Annotated in this window: 22 protein-coding genes; 12 read left to right on the top strand and 10 right to left on the bottom strand. The window is 60.6% G+C overall.

The annotated features are described in order from the left end of the window. Positions 1-5: 5 nt before the first annotated feature. The gene (locus M5G18_RS06595; RefSeq protein ID WP_273898836.1) at positions 6-1,352 is read right to left on the bottom strand and encodes an MFS transporter; all 1,347 of its coding nucleotides are present in this window, start codon (positions 1,350-1,352) and stop codon (positions 6-8) included. A gap of 364 nt (positions 1,353-1,716) precedes the next feature. Between M5G18_RS06595 and M5G18_RS06590 the strand changes: the two genes are divergently transcribed. After that, positions 1,717-2,433 carry a FadR/GntR family transcriptional regulator gene (locus tag M5G18_RS06590; RefSeq protein WP_221533189.1) on the top strand — a complete coding sequence of 239 codons (717 nt, stop codon included), beginning with the start codon at positions 1,717-1,719 and terminating at the stop codon, positions 2,431-2,433. A 12-nt stretch (positions 2,434-2,445) separates the two neighbouring features. Here the strand turns inward: M5G18_RS06590 and M5G18_RS06585 are convergent, their stop codons facing one another. Further along, on the bottom strand, positions 2,446-3,339 hold the full coding sequence (locus M5G18_RS06585) for a DMT family transporter (protein ID WP_273898837.1): 894 nt from the start codon (positions 3,337-3,339) through the stop codon (positions 2,446-2,448). 101 nt (positions 3,340-3,440) lie between these two features. Between M5G18_RS06585 and M5G18_RS06580 the strand changes: the two genes are divergently transcribed. Next, complete coding sequence (locus M5G18_RS06580) at positions 3,441-4,304, top strand: LysR family transcriptional regulator (RefSeq protein ID WP_085608313.1); 864 nt, start codon at positions 3,441-3,443, stop codon at positions 4,302-4,304. Between the two features lie 6 nt (positions 4,305-4,310). On the opposite strand, the gene trhP is transcribed toward M5G18_RS06580, so the two are convergent. Continuing rightward, a complete protein-coding gene (gene trhP, locus M5G18_RS06575; RefSeq protein WP_273898839.1) occupies positions 4,311-5,639 on the bottom strand; it encodes a prephenate-dependent tRNA uridine(34) hydroxylase TrhP in 1,329 nt (442 codons plus the stop codon). Positions 5,640-5,795: 156 nt separating this feature from the next. Between trhP and M5G18_RS06570 the strand changes: the two genes are divergently transcribed. After that, on the top strand, positions 5,796-6,857 hold the full coding sequence (locus M5G18_RS06570; RefSeq protein ID WP_273898840.1) for an AI-2E family transporter: 1,062 nt from the start codon (positions 5,796-5,798) through the stop codon (positions 6,855-6,857). Here M5G18_RS06570 and M5G18_RS06565 read toward each other — a convergent pair. The 3 genes from M5G18_RS06565 to M5G18_RS06555 form a co-directional block, all read right to left on the bottom strand. Then, a complete protein-coding gene (locus tag M5G18_RS06565; RefSeq protein ID WP_064380832.1) occupies positions 6,854-7,036 on the bottom strand; it encodes a hypothetical protein in 183 nt (60 codons plus the stop codon). The two genes, M5G18_RS06570 and M5G18_RS06565, sit on opposite strands and share 4 nt — an antisense overlap. Positions 7,037-7,138: 102 nt before the next feature. Next, entirely contained in the window at positions 7,139-7,333 is a 195-nt protein-coding gene (locus tag M5G18_RS06560) for a hypothetical protein (protein WP_007951579.1), read from the bottom strand. Between the two features lie 258 nt (positions 7,334-7,591). Then, positions 7,592-7,942, bottom strand: coding sequence for a hypothetical protein (locus M5G18_RS06555; RefSeq protein WP_007951578.1), 351 nt, complete (start codon positions 7,940-7,942; stop codon positions 7,592-7,594). Positions 7,943-8,196: 254 nt separating this feature from the next. Between M5G18_RS06555 and M5G18_RS06550 the strand changes: the two genes are divergently transcribed. Further along, positions 8,197-9,015, top strand: coding sequence for a shikimate 5-dehydrogenase (locus M5G18_RS06550; RefSeq protein WP_273898844.1), 819 nt, complete (start codon positions 8,197-8,199; stop codon positions 9,013-9,015). A gap of 97 nt (positions 9,016-9,112) precedes the next feature. Continuing rightward, entirely contained in the window at positions 9,113-9,631 is a 519-nt protein-coding gene (locus M5G18_RS06545; protein WP_273898846.1) for a cupin domain-containing protein, read from the top strand. A gap of 16 nt (positions 9,632-9,647) precedes the next feature. Here the strand turns inward: M5G18_RS06545 and M5G18_RS06540 are convergent, their stop codons facing one another. Then, positions 9,648-10,298, bottom strand: coding sequence for a YceH family protein (locus M5G18_RS06540; RefSeq protein WP_007951573.1), 651 nt, complete (start codon positions 10,296-10,298; stop codon positions 9,648-9,650). Positions 10,299-10,424: 126 nt separating this feature from the next. On the opposite strand from M5G18_RS06540, the gene M5G18_RS06535 reads away from it, so the two are divergent. After that, positions 10,425-10,934, top strand: coding sequence for a DUF1993 domain-containing protein (locus M5G18_RS06535; protein ID WP_007951572.1), 510 nt, complete (start codon positions 10,425-10,427; stop codon positions 10,932-10,934). A gap of 65 nt (positions 10,935-10,999) precedes the next feature. Here M5G18_RS06535 and sstT read toward each other — a convergent pair whose 3' ends face one another. Then, positions 11,000-12,232 carry a serine/threonine transporter SstT gene (sstT, locus tag M5G18_RS06530; RefSeq protein ID WP_207983340.1) on the bottom strand — a complete coding sequence of 411 codons (1,233 nt, stop codon included), beginning with the start codon at positions 12,230-12,232 and terminating at the stop codon, positions 11,000-11,002. 338 nt (positions 12,233-12,570) lie between these two features. Between sstT and M5G18_RS06525 the strand changes: the two genes are divergently transcribed. Then, entirely contained in the window at positions 12,571-13,731 is a 1,161-nt protein-coding gene (locus M5G18_RS06525) for an MFS transporter (protein WP_007951570.1), read from the top strand. On the opposite strand, the gene nhaR is transcribed toward M5G18_RS06525, so the two are convergent. After that, positions 13,728-14,627, bottom strand: coding sequence for a transcriptional activator NhaR (nhaR, locus tag M5G18_RS06520; protein WP_273898852.1), 900 nt, complete (start codon positions 14,625-14,627; stop codon positions 13,728-13,730). The two genes, M5G18_RS06525 and nhaR, sit on opposite strands and share 4 nt — an antisense overlap. A 146-nt stretch (positions 14,628-14,773) precedes the next feature. Here nhaR and M5G18_RS06515 point away from each other — a divergent pair, with 146 nt between their 5' ends. Next, the gene (locus tag M5G18_RS06515) at positions 14,774-15,013 is read left to right on the top strand and encodes a hypothetical protein (RefSeq protein ID WP_085698988.1); all 240 of its coding nucleotides are present in this window, start codon (positions 14,774-14,776) and stop codon (positions 15,011-15,013) included. 29 nt (positions 15,014-15,042) lie between these two features. Next, positions 15,043-15,792 (top strand): TerC family protein, encoded by a 750-nt coding sequence (locus tag M5G18_RS06510; protein ID WP_085608320.1) that lies wholly within the window; start codon positions 15,043-15,045, stop codon positions 15,790-15,792. 74 nt (positions 15,793-15,866) lie between these two features. Here M5G18_RS06510 and M5G18_RS06505 read toward each other — a convergent pair whose 3' ends face one another. Continuing rightward, entirely contained in the window at positions 15,867-16,034 is a 168-nt protein-coding gene (locus M5G18_RS06505) for a hypothetical protein (RefSeq protein WP_007951566.1), read from the bottom strand. A 231-nt stretch (positions 16,035-16,265) separates the two neighbouring features. Between M5G18_RS06505 and M5G18_RS06500 the strand changes: the two genes are divergently transcribed. The 3 genes from M5G18_RS06500 (at position 16,266) to M5G18_RS06490 (ending at position 17,454) form a co-directional block, all read left to right on the top strand. After that, complete coding sequence (locus tag M5G18_RS06500) at positions 16,266-16,937, top strand: peptidase C39 family protein (protein WP_039767624.1); 672 nt, start codon at positions 16,266-16,268, stop codon at positions 16,935-16,937. Between the two features lie 91 nt (positions 16,938-17,028). Then, positions 17,029-17,235, top strand: a complete 207-nt coding sequence (locus M5G18_RS06495) for a DUF6021 family protein (RefSeq protein WP_273898857.1) — start codon at positions 17,029-17,031, stop codon at positions 17,233-17,235. Positions 17,236-17,247: 12 nt separating this feature from the next. Next, positions 17,248-17,454 carry a hypothetical protein gene (locus M5G18_RS06490; protein WP_039767620.1) on the top strand — a complete coding sequence of 69 codons (207 nt, stop codon included), beginning with the start codon at positions 17,248-17,250 and terminating at the stop codon, positions 17,452-17,454. Positions 17,455-17,491: the final 37 nt, after the last annotated feature.

Here is a 17,491-nt window from a genome sequence, read left to right as displayed (position 1 = left end):
CAGATTCAGGCGTGTTTCGGCGCGGCATCGGCCACGGCGACTTCAGGTGCGGATTTGGGTGTCATGCGGGCGGCGAACACGATGATCGCGGCGATGATCGAGGTCGCGGCCAGACCATAGAGGCCGCCCTGGATCGAACCGGTGTGTTGTTCCAGCAGGCCGAAGGTGGTCGGGGCGACGAAGCCGCCGAGGTTGCCCACCGAGTTGATCAGCGCGATGACGGCAGCGGCGATCCGTGCGTCGAGATAGGCCTGCGGAATCGGCCAGAACAGTGACGAGGCGGATTTGAAACCCAGTGCGGCAAAGCAGATCGCAACGAAAGCGAAGATCGGCCCGCCGGTGGTGGACATGAACATCCCCGCGGCGGCGATCAGCAATGCAGTGGCGACCCATGCCTGCTGGTTTTTCCACTTCGCCGAGAACGAGGCGAATGCGTACATGCCGATAATCGACAGCAACCACGGAATCGAGTTGAACAGGCCGACCTGGAAGTCGCTCATCTCGCCCATCTTCTTGATGATGCTCGGCAGCCAGAACGTCGCCGCGTAGATGGTCAATTGAATGAAGAAGTAGATCAGGCAGAACAGGATGATCTGGCGATCCTTGAGCAGTTTGCCCAGCGACGGCCGGATCGGGGTCGCGGCTTCGCGGGCCTTCTGTTCATCGTCGATGGCTTTGACCAGCGCGTCCTGCTCGGCGCGGGTCAGCCACTTGGCATCATGGGGTTTGGCGTCGAGCCAGAACCAGACGAATACGCACAGGCAGACCGAGAACATCCCTTCAATGAAATACATCCACTGCCAGCCGTGCAGGCCCAGACCTTCAATCTGCAGCAGCAGGCCGGACAACGGGCCGGAAATCAGCGAGGCCACGGCCGAACCGCTCAAGAAAATCGCAATCGCCTTGCCGCGCTCGGCCCCCGGCAACCAGCGGGTGAAGTAGTAGATCACCCCGGGAAAGAATCCGGCCTCGGCCACGCCGAGCAGAAAACGCAGGATGTAGAAGTGGGTTTCGTTCTGGATGAACGCCATGCCGGCGGCCACTAGGCCCCAGGTGAACATGATGCGGGTCAGCCAGATTCGCGCGCCGACCTTTTGCAGCAACATGTTGGAGGGGACTTCGAACAGCGCGTAACCGATGAAGAACAGCCCGGCACCGAAACCGTAGGCCGCGGCACCGATGCCGAGGTCGTGTTCCATGTGGGTGCGGACGAAGCCGATGTTCACCCGGTCAATGTAATTGACGATGAACATGATGACGAACAGCGGCAGGACGTGGCGTTTGACTTTGGCAATGGCGGAGGACAGCACGGAATCGGCGCCCTCGTTCATCCCGGCAATGGATGATTTCACTTGGTTTTCTCCCACTCGTTATTTTTATGCGGGGTGTGTCTGGTGTTGCGTTGTTGATAGACATCATACAACTAGATTTTTTTGTCCTACAAGCGGGAGTGCTCAATCAAATTTGTCTACGGGAAGCGTTTTTTATGCTTTTTCAGGTTTTTGGTCCCGTGTTTATTGGCTTTGGTAAGGGGTGCTCCAGATATGGCAGAGCATTTTATGCCAAGGGGCGCGGGGTGGTTGCTCGGCGCAGTGAGAGTTTTTCTAGCTAAAATCGAGTGTTGTCATACAAGTTGAGCCCCGGAATTCATAGGAGCTCATACAAGTCATCGCCTCCAGTGCTACGATCGGTTTGCCCCGATCACCGGAACCGACCATGCAAGAAGACCTCGACGCTCCCGCCCGTAAACGCGCACACAACCTGGCCCATGACCTGGTGGAAAAACTCACCCAGAGCATCCTGCTCGGCCAGATGCTGCCCGGTGACAAGCTGCCGTCGGAAAACTCGATCGTTCAGGAACACGGGGTCAGTCGCACCGTGGTGCGTGAGGCGATTTCCAAATTGCAGGCGTCGGGGCTGGTGGAGACGCGGCACGGCATCGGCACCTTCGTGATCGAGCGCGCGCCGGAGCAGGGATTGCGACTGAATGTCGACACCGCGCTGGGCGTGCGCAGCATTCTCGAATTGCGCATGGGCCTGGAGACGCAAGCGGTGGCACTGGCGGCGCAGCGCCGAACCGAGCAACAACTGGTGCAGATGCGTCAGGCGCTGGACGACTATCAGCGTCTATTGGCCAACAACGACAGTTGCGTCGAGGCCGACCGGCGCTTCCACCTGCTGATTGCCGAAGCCACCGGCAATGTCTGCTTCACCGAAATCATGCAGCACCTGGGCAGCGCGATGATCCCGCGCACCCGGGTCAACGCGGCCGAGCGCGGGGCGGTGGATTTGAGCAAGCTCGGGCAACTGGCGAATCTGGAGCATGAGGCGATCCTCAACGCGATCAAGCGTCAGGACCCGGATGCCGCGCGTGCAGCGATGTGGCTGCACCTGACCAACAGTCGTGACCGGTTTTCGGCGGGCGGCGCATAACGGTGTCGCCACTCAAGTCTCAATGGCTCGCACCGCCGCGGGCCGCTCCAGATTCAACGCCAGCACACTGATCAACACCACCGCCGAACCCGCCAGCACCAACAGCGTCGGTCGTTCGCCCAATCCCACGGAAGCAATGCCCATTGCGGTCGGCGGAATCAGGTACAGCGTCATCGTCGCCCGGCTCAAGTCCACATGCTTGAGCACGAACGCCCACGCCAGATAGGCGAGGGCGCTGGGAAACACGCCCAGACCCAGCACCGCCCATTGCACCCGCAGCGGCGCACTGGCCACGCTGTCGGCCAGGCCCGGCAAGTAGATCAACAGCAACAGTGTGCCGGACCACACCGTGTAACAAACCAGCGTCAGCCCGTCGTAGCGCCGGGCGTGGTGTTTTTGCAGGGCGAAGTAAACGCTCCACGACACCGCCGCCAGCAGGATCAGCAAACCGTGGGCGTCGATGCTGCCGAGGCCGCGATCGCCACTCACCACAATCACCACGCCGACGAATCCCGTCAGCACGCAACCCCAGCGCCAGACGCTCACCCGATCCTTAAACAGAAACCGCGCCAGCAGCGTGCTGAACAGCGGCGTCGATTGCGCCAGCACACTCGACGCGCCGGCACTGACGCTTTGCTGACCGATGTTCAGCACGACGTGATGCAGGCTGACGGCGAAGAAGCCCAAGGCAAACAACAGCGGCAAATCCTGCAGACGCGGCAGGTGAATACCCTTGAAACCCGCAATCACTGCCATGAACAACGAAGCCAGCAGAAACCGCAGCAGCGCCAGATGACCGGGATCGTAGGCTTGCAGGCCGATGTGGATACCGGTGGGCGAATAGGCCCAGCAGCCGACGACGAAGGCCATTGCCAACAGGATTTTCAAAGGTGAAGTGGACGGCATGAGCGAGGCACCAGGAGGGTTGATGCGCCGAGTATCCGGGCGACCAATCATTCGCCACAACTGACTTATACTGCACCAACCGTTCACTCAGAGTGATGATTATGGAGCTGGCGCAGATCCGTATGTTCAAGACCGTGGCCGAGGTCGGCAGCATCGCCAAAGCCGCTGAAAAGCTGTTTTGCGTGCCGTCGAATATCACGGCGCGGATCAAATCCCTGGAAGCGGAGCTGGGGGTGGCGCTGTTTCTGCGCGAAGGGCGCGGGCTGCGGATCAGTCCGGCGGGGCAGACCTTTCTGGCTTACGCGGAGAAGATTCTGGCGCTGACAGCTGAAGCCAAACGCGCGGTCGATCCTGCCGCCGAACCGTCCGGGCCGCTGCGCATCGGCGCTATTGAATCTTCGGCGACCGGGCGCCTGCCGCGCCTGCTGGCGAAGTTTCACAAGCGCTATCCGAACGTGGCGCTGGAACTGACCACCGGCACCTGGGGCCAATTGCTGGACGATACGGTGAGCCATCGTCTGGACGGCGCCATCGTTGCGGTGGACGTCGAGCGCTCGCAGCTCAAACGCACGCCGATGTATCGCGAAGAATTGCTGCTGATCGCATCGACCTCGTTCGGGCCGGTGCGCGACCTCGACGATTTGCAGGACAAAACCGTGTTCATGTGGCCGCAAGGCTGTCCGTATCGCGCCGCGCTGGAGCACTGGTTGTTGCGTCAGGGGCTGGCACTGCCGATTGTCAGCCTGGCCAGTTACGGGGCGATTGTCGGTTGCGTGAGTGCCGGCGCCGGCGTGGCCCTGGTGCCCAAGGGCGTGTTCGAGCAATACGCGAAAGGCGCGGGGTGTGCGGGTTACGAATTCCCGGAGCTGACGGCCATCGACAACTTGTTCTACTGGCATGAAAACGCCGGGGTGCACCCGGCGCGTGAGGCGTTTGTGGCGATGTTGCGCGAGGAGTTTGTCTGAGCCGGATCAGGCTCCGCTCACGTCGCGCATCAACAAGCCAAAGCGCAAATCCACCGCATCCGGAATCGGCAGATAAACCGTGTGCCCGTCCCCCGGCGCCACGTCGATGGCTTCGCCCTTGAAGTTCTGCAATTCATGCAGATCAAAATGGAAGTTGCCCTTGGGCGTCATCAGTTCCAGGTGATCGCCCAGCGCAAAGCGGTTCTTTACCTTGACCTCGGCGAGTCGATCCCGACGTTCGCCGGTCAGTTCACCCACAAACTGCTGACGCTCCGACACCGAGCTGCCGTTCTGGTAGTTCTGATATTCGTCATGCACGTGGCGACGGAGGAAGCCTTCGGTGTAGCCGCGCTGGGCGAGGGATTCCAGATCGGTCATCAGGCTGCGGTCGAATTCGCGACCGGCGACTGCATCGTCGATGGCCCGGCGATAGACCTGGGTGGTGCGCGCGCAATAGAAGTGCGATTTGGTCCGGCCTTCGATCTTCAGTGAGTGCACGCCCATGCGGGTCAGGCGTTCGACGTGCTGCACCGCGCGCAGGTCCTTGGCGTTCATGATGTAGGTGCCGTGTTCGTCTTCGAAGGCCGGCATCAGTTCGCCGGGACGATTGGCTTCCTGCAACAGGAATACCTGATCGGTGGGGGCGCCGATACCGAGGGTCGGTTGCGGTTCGAAGGTCTGCACGATCTCGCCGAGCTGGTTTTCGGTCGCTTCCTGCGCCGAGTATTTCCAGCGGCAGGCGTTGGTGCAGGTGCCCTGATTGGCATCGCGCTTGTTCATGTAACCCGAGAGCAGGCAGCGGCCGGAGTAGGCCATGCACAGTGCGCCGTGGACGAACACTTCCAGCTCAATGCCCGGCACCTGCTCGCGGATTTCGCCGATCTCTTCCAGCGACAATTCACGGGACAGGATGATCCGGCTCAGCCCCTGCTGTTGCCAGAATTCGACGCTCGCCCAGTTCACCGTGTTGGCCTGTACTGAAAGGTGGATCGGCATCTGTGGGAAGTGGCGGCGTACGAGCATGATCAGGCCGGGGTCGGACATGATCAGCGCGTCCGGCGCCATGTCGATCACCGGCGCCAGGTCCTTGAGGAAGGTTTTCAGCTTGGCGTTGTGCGGCGCGATGTTGACCACCACGTAGAAGCGCTTGCCCTGGGCCTGGGCTTCCCGAATGCCGAGCGCCAGGGTGGCGTGATCGAACTCGTTGTTGCGCACCCGCAGGCTGTAGCGCGGCTGGCCGGCATACACCGCATCGGCCCCGTAGGCGAAGGCGTAACGCATGTTTTTCAGGGTGCCGGCGGGGGCGAGCAGTTCGGGGGTGAAGGAGGTCGTCATGGCGGCGTCGGTCGCAAAAGCGCGGCAGGGTAGAGCAGTTGCGCCGAGGGTTTATTGATCTGGATCTATGCTCCATGAAGAAACAGGGCACTCGCGCTGACGCTGGCTGACTAAACGGGACGGGCGCGGGTGGCGCCTGACTGACCTGGACCGGACATGAACCAAAAGAGTCTGCAATTCAAATCCCTCACCGTGCTGCTGTTTCTGGTGACGATCGCCTTTATCTGGATCCTGCTGCCGTTCTACGGCGCGGTGTTCTGGGCGGTGATCCTTGGCATCCTGTTCGCGCCGATGCAACGTCAGTTGCAATTGAAATTCGGCTGGCAACGCAACCTGACGTCACTGTGTACGTTGAGCGTGTGTCTGGTGATCGCAATCCTGCCGGTGATCGTCATCAGCGTGCTGCTGGTGCAGGAAGGGGCGACGCTTTACGACAATATCGAAAGTGGCAAGCTCGATATCGGCGCCTATCTGGCGCAGTTCAAACACAGCCTGCCGCCATACTTTCAGCACTTGCTCGACCGCTTCGGCATGGGTGAGCTCAATGCGCTGCGCGAGAAGATCGTCAAGGCCTCGATGCAGGGCAGTCAGGTGCTGGCAACTCAGGCATTCAGTTTCGGCCAGGGCACTTTCGAGTTCGTGGTGAGTTTCTTCATCATGCTGTATCTGTTGTTTTTCTTTCTGCGCGATGGTGCTGAACTGGCGCGCAAGGTGCGCACGGCGATACCGCTGGAGGAACATCACAAACGTCGTTTGCAACTGAAATTCAATCGGGTGGTGCGCGCGACGGTAAAGGGCAATCTCGTAGTCGCGATCACTCAAGGAGCTTTGGGCGGGGCGATATTCTGGTTTCTCGACATTCCCAGTGCGTTGCTCTGGGCGGTGCTGATGGCATTTCTGTCGCTGTTGCCGGCAGTGGGTGCGGGGATCGTCTGGGCGCCAGTGGCCTTTTACTTCCTGCTCGGCGGGATGATCTGGCAGGGCGTGGTGCTGGCGCTGTTCGGGATATTTGTGATCGGTCTGGTGGATAATCTGCTGCGCCCGATCCTGGTGGGCAAGGACACCCGGATGCCGGACTACATGATCCTGATTTCGACTTTGGGCGGAATGGCGGTGTTCGGCCTCAATGGTTTCGTGATCGGGCCGCTGATCGCTGCATTGTTCATGTCGAGTTGGGCGCTGTTCATCGAAACCAGACCAAAAGTGCAGTTGCCTTAAGCCTTGAACGGGCCATTGAGCAGTTGTTGCGACAGTGCCTGGGCGGCGGGCAAGGACGTGAGCGGGCCGCTGACCGGCTCGCCGTCGCGCACCAGATACCAGCAGGCGAGCAGTCCCAGCTCTCTGAGCGATGCGGGAACGGCGCTACCGATAACGGACATGATTTGAACCTGAGCCATGAGAAGTACCTCCATCAATCTATGGAGCTACCTTAGGGAATTGGCCGTTTCAGGGACAATCAATGCTTTCGATAGTGGTCATTGACGCCAGTGAGGGCTGGCTCAATCCACCACTTGATCGAGCATGTGCACGATCTCGTGTTCATTGAGAAAGCCCTTGCGCACCAGGTTTTCCGCCAGCAGCGAGAGAAACTTCGCCGTGCGGTGGCCTTCCAGGTGCTTGAGTTCGGTCAGGGCGTTGTAGACCTTGCTCGAGGTGCATAAACCGACGATGCGGTGCGGATTCTGTGTAGGCATTCAAGTCGTCCTTGTTGTTATCAACCTGTTGTATGCGGACGGATTCAGAGTGCGGTTCCGTCATGACAAATAGATGACCGTTTGTGTTTTGCCCCCGACGGTCGAGTCCATCATGCCGACTTTAACGGTTCAAACTGTCCCCACAGCGACCTTGGCGAGATTTTTTCAGACCTTCGCCGACGGACGGTTGGCTTTTCTGCGGGCAATAATCTGCGCGCAATAAAAAGCCCCGCTATCAAGCGGGGCTCTGTTTGCCGGTTACCAGCGCGGGCCACCGTAGTAGTGTGGTCGGCCGTAATAACCGCGCGGCGGGCCGTAATAGACCGGGGCCGGTTGGACGTAGACCGGTTGCTGCACATAAACCGGGGCCGGCTGGTAGTAGACCGGTGGCGGCGGTTGCTGCACGTAGACCGGTGCCGGTTGAGCGTAAACAGGCTGTTGGACGTACACCGGCCGATCCTGGTTGATGAGCGCCGAGCCGATGATGGCCGAGCCGACGATCGCACCAAATACCGCCGGGCCCTGCCAGCCACCGCCGTGGGCTTCTGCCTGACCCGTGATCGCGAATGCACCAATCAACAAGGCCACGATGGGGAGTTTACGAATCATGATAATTCCTCGGTTCTTCGACCCGGCGTCCGAACCTGCAACAGGCCCGGGATGGCGCGGGGATACTTCTAAGACAGCAACATTTTGAAAAACAGCACGGCCGCTAGGTAAATTTTGTGTAAGGTCTGTACCGGTTTGTTTACCGGATTTCCGGCATCGGCTGTGATGCCCGGAACAGACCGCCTTATGATCGTTCAGAACCCGATGGCCTGGCTAATCCCGTCCATCCGAAAGTGCATTCGAAGGAGCCTCCCATGCAGATGAACCCCAACAAAGACACCCAATTGTGCATGTCCCTGTCTGGGCGTCCCGGGAATTTCGGTCTGCGTTTTCATAACCATTTGTATGAACAACTGGGCCTGAATTTCTACTACAAGGCGTTCAGCAGTCAGGATTTGCCTGGTGCGGTCGGCGGGATCCGCGCGCTGGGGATTCGCGGTTGCGGGGTGTCGATGCCGTTCAAGGAAGCGAGCATTGCACTCGTCGATGAACTGGATGCTTCGGCGGCGGCGATCCAGTCGATCAACACCATCGTCAACACCAACGGCCATCTCAAGGCCTACAACACCGATTACATTGCTATCGCCCAGTTGCTGGAGACCCACGCGGTGCCGAAGCACACGACGTTCGCCCTGCGCGGCAGCGGCGGCATGGCCAAGGCTGTGGCCAGTGCCTTGCGCGATGGCGGTTACAAAAACGGTTTGATCGTGGCCCGCAATGAGCGCGCCGGGCGTGCGCTGGCGGATTCTTTGGGTTATCGCTGGCAGGCAGAACTGGGCGATGAGCGCCCGCAGATGCTGATCAACGTGACCCCAGTGGGCATGGACGGCGGCCCGGAAGCGGGTCAACTGTCGTTTGAGGTGGATGTGATCAAGTCTGCCGACACTGTGTTCGATGTGGTGGCGATCCCCTCGGAAACCCCGCTGATCGTGCGCGGTCGTGACGAGGGCAAAAAGGTGATCACCGGGCTGGAAGTGATCGCGATCCAGGCGCTGGAGCAGTTCGTGCTGTACACCGGCGTGCGGCCGACGGTCGAACAGTTCGATGCAGCGGTGGCGTTTGCCCGTAGCTGATGGAGCCTGAGCAACGGCATATCTGCCCGGATTTGCCGTTGCCTATACTGCCGCATCAGCAAGCACAGACTTGCCCATCACAAAAGCCGAGGTTTGCATGCATGCGCCCATTCTCAACCTGAATGACGTCGAACTCGAACCGCTTCCCGAATCATTGGCCCCCGAGGGCGAAACTGCCGGGCGTTATCAGCAACGCTTCGCCCGGGTCGGCCAGCAACTGGGCGCGCAAAAGCTCGGATATCGCCTGTATGCGCTGCCGCCGGGCATGCGTGGCAGTCCGTTTCACAGTCATCGGGTCAATGAGGAAATGTTCTACGTGGTGGCCGGGGAAGGGGAAGTGCGCCTCGGTGCCGAACGTTTCCCGATCCGCGCCGGTGACGTGATCGCCTGCCCGCCGGGCGGCCCTGAGGCGGCGCATCAAATCATCAACACCAGCTCTCAAGAGCTGCGCTATCTGGCGGTCAGCACCCAGCAGCAACCGGAAATCTGCGAGTACCCGGATTCGAACAAATACGCGGTGATGGACAACTTCAACGTCGATGCCGACGGCAATGCCTCGGGATTTGTCGCGGTGGCGCGGCAGGCGGACGGGGTGGATTACTGGGACGGCGAATAACGCCGCCCCGGTGCGTTTATTCTTCGAGGCGGGCCAGACGCTCTTCCAGCGCTGCAATCCGCGCTTCCAGCTCTTCGATACGCTCCACTGACACACCGCTGGCAGCTCCGCGATCACTCGGGTTCTGCCGCGCCGCGATAATCGCCTCGATGTCCGCCGGATCGCCCAGCGCGTGGGTATAACGATCTTCGCGCTGGCCGGCCTGGCGTGGAATCAACACCGCCAGCTCGCGGGCGATCAGGCGTTCCAGCTGATGCACCACTTGCTCGGCGTCTTCGAACTCATGCATGCGACCGCTGCGGGTCAGCAGTTCGTTGACGGTCTGCGGGCCGCGCAGGAACATCAACCCGGTCAGGATCAATTGCGCCGGCACCAGCTCCAGCGCCTTGTCGACCTTGTGCTCCCAGCGGTCGGCGCGACTGCCCATCACCAGTTTGGCGAATCCGCGGCTTTCAAGGGCGCGCAGGCTCTGGCCGACCTGGCCCTGGGTCAGGTTCATCACCGGTTCACGGCTGGTTTTCTGGTTGCAGGCCAGCACCAGTGCGTTGAGGGTCAACGGGTAGGTTTCCGGGCTGGTGGCCTGTTTCTCGATCAACGAGCCCAGAATGCGGATTTCCGTGGCGTTGAGCCGTGGTTCGTCGGAGCTGGTTTCAAATTCTGTGGTCATCGCGCGTTCCCTCTGCAGTCGAAGGCGCCTAGCCTAATCCTTGCTGGATAAAAGACAAGCCGCGCCGCCATGCGAGCATGGCTATAATCGCCCCCACGATTCACCCAGCCACCACGTGAGACTGCCATGACCATTTCCCTGTACGCTGCATCCGTCCCGGTTTTCCAACAAATGCTCAACGCCGTGAGTGATGTGCTGAAAAAGGCTGAAGCCCACGCCACCGAGAAAAACATCGACCCGAACGCCTTCCTGCAAGCGCGTCTGTACCCGGACATGTTCCCGCTGGTGCGTCAGGTGCAGATCGCCGTGGACTTCGCCAAAGGCGTTTCCTCGCGTCTGGCCGAAATCGAAATCCCTAAATATGACGACACCGAAACCACCTTCGCCGAGCTGCAAGCGCTGATCGCCAAGGTTCTGGCCTTCATCGGCGAGATCAAGCCAGAGCAGATCAATGGCAAGGAAGGCATCGAGATCGTGACTCGTCCGGGCACCCCGAAAGAGAAGCGCTTCAGTGGCCAGGCTTACTTGCTGAGCTACGGTCTGCCGCAGTTCTTCTTCCACGTCACCACCACCTACGCACTGCTGCGTCACAACGGTGTGGAAGTGGGCAAGCGCGATTACATGGGCGCGTTCTAAAACGTTCTGCAACAAAAAGCCCGCCAAGGTTTACGCCTTGGCGGGCTTTTTGTTGCGCCGGGTTTTTACGCCGGACGCTGGGCTTTCTGTTCTTCGCCCAGGCACGCGGCGGCGGTGAACAGCACGTCGGTGGAGGAGTTCAGCGCCGTCTCGGCCGAGTCCTGCAACACACCGATGATGAAACCGACCGCCACCACCTGCATGGCGATTTCGCTCGGGATGCCGAACAGGCTGCACGCCAGCGGAATCAGCAGCAGCGAGCCACCGGCCACGCCCGACGCACCGCAGGCGCAGATCGCGGCGACGACGCTGAGCAGGATCGCGGTCGGGATGTCCACGGCGATGCCCAGGGTGTGCACGGCCGCGAGGGTCAGCACGGTGATGGTGATCGACGCGCCGGCCATGTTGATGGTGGCGCCGAGCGGAATCGATACCGAGTAGGTGTCTTCATGCAGGCCCAGACGCTTGCTCAATTCCAGGTTGACCGGAATGTTCGCCGCCGAGCTGCGGGTGAAGAACGCGGTGATGCCGCTTTCACGCAGGCATTTCAGCGTCAGCGGATACGGGTTGCGGCGCAGCTTCCAGAACACGATCAACGGGTTCATCACCAGCGCCACGAACAGCATGCAGCCCAGCAATACCGCCAGCAGGTGCGCATAACCGACCAGTGCGCCGAAACCGGAGGTGGCCAGGGTCGAGGCCACCAGACCGAAAATCCCCAGTGGGGCGAAGCGGATCACTACGCGCACGATCAGGGTCACGCCGTTGGACAGGTCACTGACCACTTCGCGGGTGGTGTCGCCGGCGTGCCGGATCGCCACGCCCATGCCGATGGCCCAGGCCAGAATGCCGATGAAGTTGGCGTTCATCAGCGCGCTCACCGGGTTGTCGACCACGCTCAGCAACAGGCTTTGCAGCACTTCACTGATGCCGCCCGGCGCGCTTACTGCGATGTTGTCGGTGGACAGCACCAGATGCGACGGGAACATCATGCTGGCAATCACCGCGACCACGGCAGCGGCGAAGGTGCCCAGCAGGTAAAGGAACAGGATCGGCCGGATGTGGGTTTCCTGGCCGTGCTTGTGGTTGGCGATCGAGGCCATGACCAGCACGAACACCAGGATCGGCGCCACGGCTTTCAGCGCCGAGACGAACACCTTGCCGATGAAGGCCGTGCCTTTGGCCGCTTCCGGCGCGAACAGCGCGAGGGCGATGCCGGCAATCAGGCCGATCAGGATCTGGGTGACCAGGCTGAGGCTTTTAAGACGTTGCAATAGAGAAGGGGATGAAGCGGTCATAACGGCATCTCTGGTTTTTTTATAGGGTGCAAGGTTGCGTGATCCGGGCGATGAATCGGGGGCAGGCCACAGACACGAACCGAAAGGACTGACGCGACAGTCACACCGTTAAACGGGTGGCTGAACAGGGTGTACGTTTTGCAGGGCGCGGACTTTATCACAGCGTCGTCCGGATCCTTCAGACCTGTGACGATCTGCCACCGGATCCCTCTGCAACTTAGACAGGTTTGTGCAAGTCACTCGGGAAACACTCTGTTAATATTGCGCATCCTTATTTTCAAGTTCTGCCGGCGGGCCCTCGGGTCAGCGCTGGTGCCGTCGTTTTGCTGGAGTTCCTCATGCTGTTGCCCATCCTTCTGTTGTCTGCCGCCGGGTTCACGGTGCTGACCACGGAGTTCGTCATCGTCGGCCTGCTGCCGGCGATTGCCCGCGACCTGGCCGTCACCATCCCGCAGGCCGGGCTGCTGGTGACTCTATTCGCTTTCACCGTGGCGATGTTCGGTCCTTTCTTGACCGCGTATTTCGCCCGCTTCGAGCGCCGCAAACTGTTCATCACCATCCTGATCATGTTCGGTCTGGCCAATACCGTGGCGGCATTGGCGCCGAACATCTGGGTCATGGCGATTGCCCGGTTGATCCCGGCGCTGGGGCTGCCGGTGTTCTGGGCGCTGGCCAGTGAAACGGCGGTGGATATCGTCGGCCCGGACTTCGCCGGTCGCGCGATCGCCAAGATCGGCTTCGGCATCGTCTGCGCCACCGTGTTCGGCATTCCGGTCGGCACGCTGATTTCCGATGCGTTCGGCTGGCGCAGTGCGTTCGCCATTCTGGCGGTGATCGCGTTCGCCAAGGCGCTGCTGCTGTTTGTCTATCTGCCGAAAACCAGCCTGCACCAGCATCAGGTCAGTTTCGCTTCGCAGTTCAAGATCCTGCGCAGTCCGCTGATGCTCGGCCATGTGCTGCTGTCGATCCTGGTGTTCAGCGGCATGTTCACCGCCTACACCTATCTGGCGGACATCCTTGAACGTCTGGCGGGCTTCAATGGCACCGTGGTCGGCTGGTGCCTGATGGGCTTTGGCGCGGTTGGTCTGATCGGTAACTCGCTGGGCGGTCGTGCGGTGGATCGCCATCCGCTGATGGCCTCGGTGATGTTCTGCGCGTTCATGATCCCGGGGATGGTGGCGCTGGTGCCGAACATCAATTCGTCGCTGGGTCTGGCGGCGGCGATGGGTATCTGGGGCGTGACGCAGGCGGCGCTGTTTCTGGTCAGCCATGTGCGCTTGATGAAAGCCGCACCTGAGGCGCCGGCCTTTGCCGCGTCGTTGAACATTGCCGGGGCCAACCTCGGAATTGGTCTGGGCGCAATCATTGGCGGTCGAGTGATCGACAGCGCTGGCCTGGGCTTTGTGGGCTTTGCCGCTGCCGGGTTCATTCTGCTGTCGATTTTCCTCGCCATGGTGCTGATGGTGCTCAAGCCGCGCGACGTCTGCGCGCCGGCTTAAAACGCTGTAAACAGCTCGCGTCGGGCACCTTCGGTAATCGCTTTGATGCCGGGGTGCTTGACCTTGCGCTCCACCGAGATCGCGTAGAACGACTCGCTCACCGCATCGGTCTGGCCGATCAACTCGACGCCGTACTGGCGCTTCACCTCATCGGCAATCACGCTCGGGCCGATGAAAATCCCGCTGCCGGACTGGCCGAACGCCTGCATCAAGGCGCTGTCATCGAACTCCCCGACAATCCTCGGCTGAATCTGCTGCTCGGCGAACCAGCGCTGTAAACGGCTGCGCACCACGGTTTCCGCGCCGGGGATCAACAGCGGCGCACCGTGCAGGCTGCGCGGAAAATCCTGACCGTATTGCGCCGCGAGTTCGGCGGTGCCAAAGAAGCTGATCCCGCATTCCCCGAGTTTCTGGCTGTAGCCCTTGATGTCCAGGTGCGACGGCATCGGGCTGTCGGAGATCACCAGGTCCAGGCGCTGAATCGCCAGATCCGCCAGCAGGCGTTCGAGTTTGTCCTCGCGGCAGGTGATGCGCAGTGGCTCGCTCAATTCCATGGTCGGCGCGATCAGGCGATAGACGATGGATTTGGGCACCACATCCGCCACGCCGACCCGGAACAGGATCTGCTGTTCGTTGGGCTGGGCGCGCAGCATCAGCTCCAGTTCGCCGCCGAGCTGGAACATTTGCTCGGCGTAGGGCAGGGCCTGGCGCCCGGCCTCGGTGAGCTCTAATTGTCGGCCGACCCGTTGAAACAACTCGATGCCGTAGGTCTGTTCGAGCAGGGAAATCTGCCCGCTGATGGTTTGCGGCGTCAGGTTCAGTTGCTCGCAGGCGCGCACGATGCTGCCGGTCTTGGCCACCACCCAGAAGTAATGCAGTTGTCGGTAATTGAGCATGGGGTTCGGTCCGTCAAATACAGTTCGTATAAATCGAAGTATAGCCGCTAAAAATACGAATTTTCCTGAAGTGTTTGTCTCCCTAGAATGCCCAGCCATCGACGGCCGGTCTGTACGGCGCTGTCTGTTCTATCGAGGGAAGCATCATGAAACTAAAAACTACAGCGTTGCTGTTCGCGTCTTTACTGGTACTGGCCGGTTGCGACCAGGCCGAAAAGAGCGCCCAGCAACTGATGGGGCAGGCGGCCGAAGCGGCCAAACAAGCCATCGACGACACGCATAAAGCTGCCGAAGAGGCGCTTAGCGATGCCACCGGCAATCTGATCAGCAAGAAAGAACCGAAAGACGACGAAGAAAAATCCGAATCGTCCTCCCAGGAAATCTAAACCGTCTTACACAGAGTCAGGACTGACCCATGGAATATCTGTTAGAACTCGCCGCCAGCCCGACCGCCTGGATTGCCTTGGCCACACTGGTGGTGATGGAGATCGTGCTTGGCATCGATAACCTGATCTTTATCTCGATCCTGACCAACAAACTGCCCGAGCAGTACCGGCAGAAGGCCCGTCGTCTGGGGATCGGCATGGCGCTGATCATGCGTCTGGCCCTGTTGAGCACCATCGCGTTCATCGTTCAGCTGACCGCGCCGGTCATCGAGATCCTCGGCCACGCGTTCTCCTGGAAGGACATGATCCTGATCGCCGGCGGCCTGTTCCTGTTGTGGAAAGCCACCACGGAGATCCATCACAGCATGGACCCGGCACCGGAAGATCCGAAGACCGCGACGTCTAAGGTGACCCTGGGCTTCGCCGCCGCCATCGGGCAGATCCTGATGCTGGACATGGTGTTCTCGATCGACAGCATCATTACCGCTGTCGGCATGACCGAACACTTGCCGATCATGGTGATTGCGGTTGTTGTCTCGGTATTGGTGATGCTGTTTGCGGCTGATCCGCTGGCCAAGTTCATCAACGACAACCCGACGGTGGTGATGCTGGCTCTGGGCTTCCTGATCATGATCGGCATGACGCTGATCGCCGAAGGCTTCGGCGCCCACGTACCGAAAGGTTATGTGTATGCCGCCATGGCGTTCTCGGCTTCGATTGAAGTGCTGAACATGATGTCGCGCCGCGCCAAGCAGAAGAAACTGACTGCCGAAGCGTAATCGCTGGAAAACCAAAGGCCGCCTGAACTTGCGAGAGTCCAGGCGGCCTTTTTGTTTGTGTCGGTTACGGAAAGTCAGTGCGCGGTGGCGTGACGGGCGTCGTGTTTCTCGATCTTCCGGGTCGGTGCAGGTTGTACCGGGTGGTGATGGCGACGGGAAATCCGCAACACGCCCCACAGCATGGCGGCGGCAACGGCCAGCCAGCCGGCAATCAGCATTACGATGGTCATGGTCAGGCTCATCTGTGCCTCCTCTTTGCCCTGCGTCGGGCGCTCGCTCTTTGGCTCTTGTCTGAGTGACAGTCTAGTCGCTGGCGTGTTTCAGGCTATTGACCAAAGGTCGGTGGTGACCAATCAGTTCGCTCTATGCAGCCGATGCATCTGCCGCTTTGGGCTATACCGCAGCGTGGCGCCGTCCTATGATCCTCGACCAAGCCGGAACACGATGACCGGTAACTGATCAAGAGAGTGACGATGGTGCAGCTATTTTCCCGGATTCGCGCGGCGCTGCTGGTGGCCGGTTGCGTGACAGCATTGGTGGGGTGTGCGGGCAGTGTGGCGCCGGAGGTCAAGCGCCTGCCGGAGCGGGTCGAGCTCAGCGGCACCTTCTATCGGGGTGAGGCCTATCAAAGCGGGCCGCAAGTGCTGGCCAGCCTGCTGTCGCAGCAGGGCATCGTGATCACCCCGGGTTTGCTGGAAAAACCGCTGCACTTGCCGGGCGCCGAGGACAAGTTGCAGCAGAATCTGCAGAGCCTTGCGCGTGAGTATGGGATGGTCGTGTATCCGCTGGACAGCAACCTGCCAGCGCTGCTGACCCAAGTGGCGGCGGGGTATCCGGTGATGGTGCGTTTCAGCGAAGGTTCGGCGTTTTGGGCGGAGCCACGCTACGCGATCCTTTCCGGCTACGATCGCTTGAAGCAGAAGGTGCTGCTGCGCGCGGGGATGAATCGCCGTGAATTGATGAGCTTCAGCTCGTTCGAGTCGGCCCTGGAAAAGTCTGGTGGATGGGCAGTGTTGATCCAGAAACCGACGCAAATTCCGGCAGCGGTCGATCAACAGCGCTGGCTCAAGGCTGCCGATGCATTGGCCCAGGCCGGGCAGGAGCGGGAAGCGGCGCAGGCGAGGAAGGCGCTGGCGGCGCACTGAGGTTCCGTTCGTCGCTTGTCGGGCACCCTCGTGGATCGCGCGTTTCTGAACTGTAGCGTCCGGTATTTTCCGGCCGGTTCAGGAGGCGAACATGGCAATTCCACCTTCACCCAGCGGGCCGCATTCGTCCGAGCATGGCAGTGGCGATGACCTGGGTTTCGATCCGGACTCGCCGGATCTGGACGATCCACAAGTCGATCCCGTCGGCCCGGCGAAGGCGCCGAAGGATGTGCGTCCGGGCGATGATCCCAAGCGTCCGGCCAAGCCTTACGATCCCTTGGCTGATCTCAAGCCTTGAAGCGAGGTGCGTATGAGTACCGATTCGAGTTTCGACGACCACAAGCCTGACAGTGTGCCCACAACGCCTGAGCCGGAAGTTGATCCGGTCCTGGATCCGGACAGCCCCATGCGCGATCCACTGGCGCGTCCGGCGGTGGTCACGCCAGAGCATTCGCGCGACCCGAGCGCCGGTGACGGCATTCCCGATGACGACAAGATGCCGTTGCCCAACGACTGAGCCCATAAATGAAAAAGCCCCGACGATTCGGGGCTTT

This window comes from Pseudomonas aphyarum, from assembly GCF_028657055.1.
Taxonomy (GTDB): domain Bacteria; phylum Pseudomonadota; class Gammaproteobacteria; order Pseudomonadales; family Pseudomonadaceae; genus Aquipseudomonas; species Aquipseudomonas aphyarum.
Note: the sequence above shows the minus strand (reverse complement) of the source record. Positions and strands in the feature narration are given on the sequence as shown.

Coding starts and splice junctions, on each gene's coding strand:
- M5G18_RS06590 (WP_221533189.1), top strand. CDS start 1,717: ATGCAAGAAGACCTCGACGCTCCCGCCCGTAAACGCGCACACAACCTG.
- M5G18_RS06585 (WP_273898837.1), bottom strand. CDS start 3,339: ATGCCGTCCACTTCACCTTTGAAAATCCTGTTGGCAATGGCCTTCGTC.
- M5G18_RS06580 (WP_085608313.1), top strand. CDS start 3,441: ATGGAGCTGGCGCAGATCCGTATGTTCAAGACCGTGGCCGAGGTCGGC.
- trhP (WP_273898839.1), bottom strand. CDS start 5,639: ATGACGACCTCCTTCACCCCCGAACTGCTCGCCCCCGCCGGCACCCTG.
- M5G18_RS06570 (WP_273898840.1), top strand. CDS start 5,796: ATGAACCAAAAGAGTCTGCAATTCAAATCCCTCACCGTGCTGCTGTTT.
- M5G18_RS06565 (WP_064380832.1), bottom strand. CDS start 7,036: ATGGCTCAGGTTCAAATCATGTCCGTTATCGGTAGCGCCGTTCCCGCA.
- M5G18_RS06560 (WP_007951579.1), bottom strand. CDS start 7,333: ATGCCTACACAGAATCCGCACCGCATCGTCGGTTTATGCACCTCGAGC.
- M5G18_RS06555 (WP_007951578.1), bottom strand. CDS start 7,942: ATGATTCGTAAACTCCCCATCGTGGCCTTGTTGATTGGTGCATTCGCG.
- M5G18_RS06550 (WP_273898844.1), top strand. CDS start 8,197: ATGCAGATGAACCCCAACAAAGACACCCAATTGTGCATGTCCCTGTCT.
- M5G18_RS06545 (WP_273898846.1), top strand. CDS start 9,113: ATGCATGCGCCCATTCTCAACCTGAATGACGTCGAACTCGAACCGCTT.
- M5G18_RS06540 (WP_007951573.1), bottom strand. CDS start 10,298: ATGACCACAGAATTTGAAACCAGCTCCGACGAACCACGGCTCAACGCC.
- M5G18_RS06535 (WP_007951572.1), top strand. CDS start 10,425: ATGACCATTTCCCTGTACGCTGCATCCGTCCCGGTTTTCCAACAAATG.
- sstT (WP_207983340.1), bottom strand. CDS start 12,232: ATGACCGCTTCATCCCCTTCTCTATTGCAACGTCTTAAAAGCCTCAGC.
- M5G18_RS06525 (WP_007951570.1), top strand. CDS start 12,571: ATGCTGTTGCCCATCCTTCTGTTGTCTGCCGCCGGGTTCACGGTGCTG.
- nhaR (WP_273898852.1), bottom strand. CDS start 14,627: ATGCTCAATTACCGACAACTGCATTACTTCTGGGTGGTGGCCAAGACC.
- M5G18_RS06515 (WP_085698988.1), top strand. CDS start 14,774: ATGAAACTAAAAACTACAGCGTTGCTGTTCGCGTCTTTACTGGTACTG.
- M5G18_RS06510 (WP_085608320.1), top strand. CDS start 15,043: ATGGAATATCTGTTAGAACTCGCCGCCAGCCCGACCGCCTGGATTGCC.
- M5G18_RS06505 (WP_007951566.1), bottom strand. CDS start 16,034: ATGAGCCTGACCATGACCATCGTAATGCTGATTGCCGGCTGGCTGGCC.
- M5G18_RS06500 (WP_039767624.1), top strand. CDS start 16,266: ATGGTGCAGCTATTTTCCCGGATTCGCGCGGCGCTGCTGGTGGCCGGT.
- M5G18_RS06495 (WP_273898857.1), top strand. CDS start 17,029: ATGGCAATTCCACCTTCACCCAGCGGGCCGCATTCGTCCGAGCATGGC.
- M5G18_RS06490 (WP_039767620.1), top strand. CDS start 17,248: ATGAGTACCGATTCGAGTTTCGACGACCACAAGCCTGACAGTGTGCCC.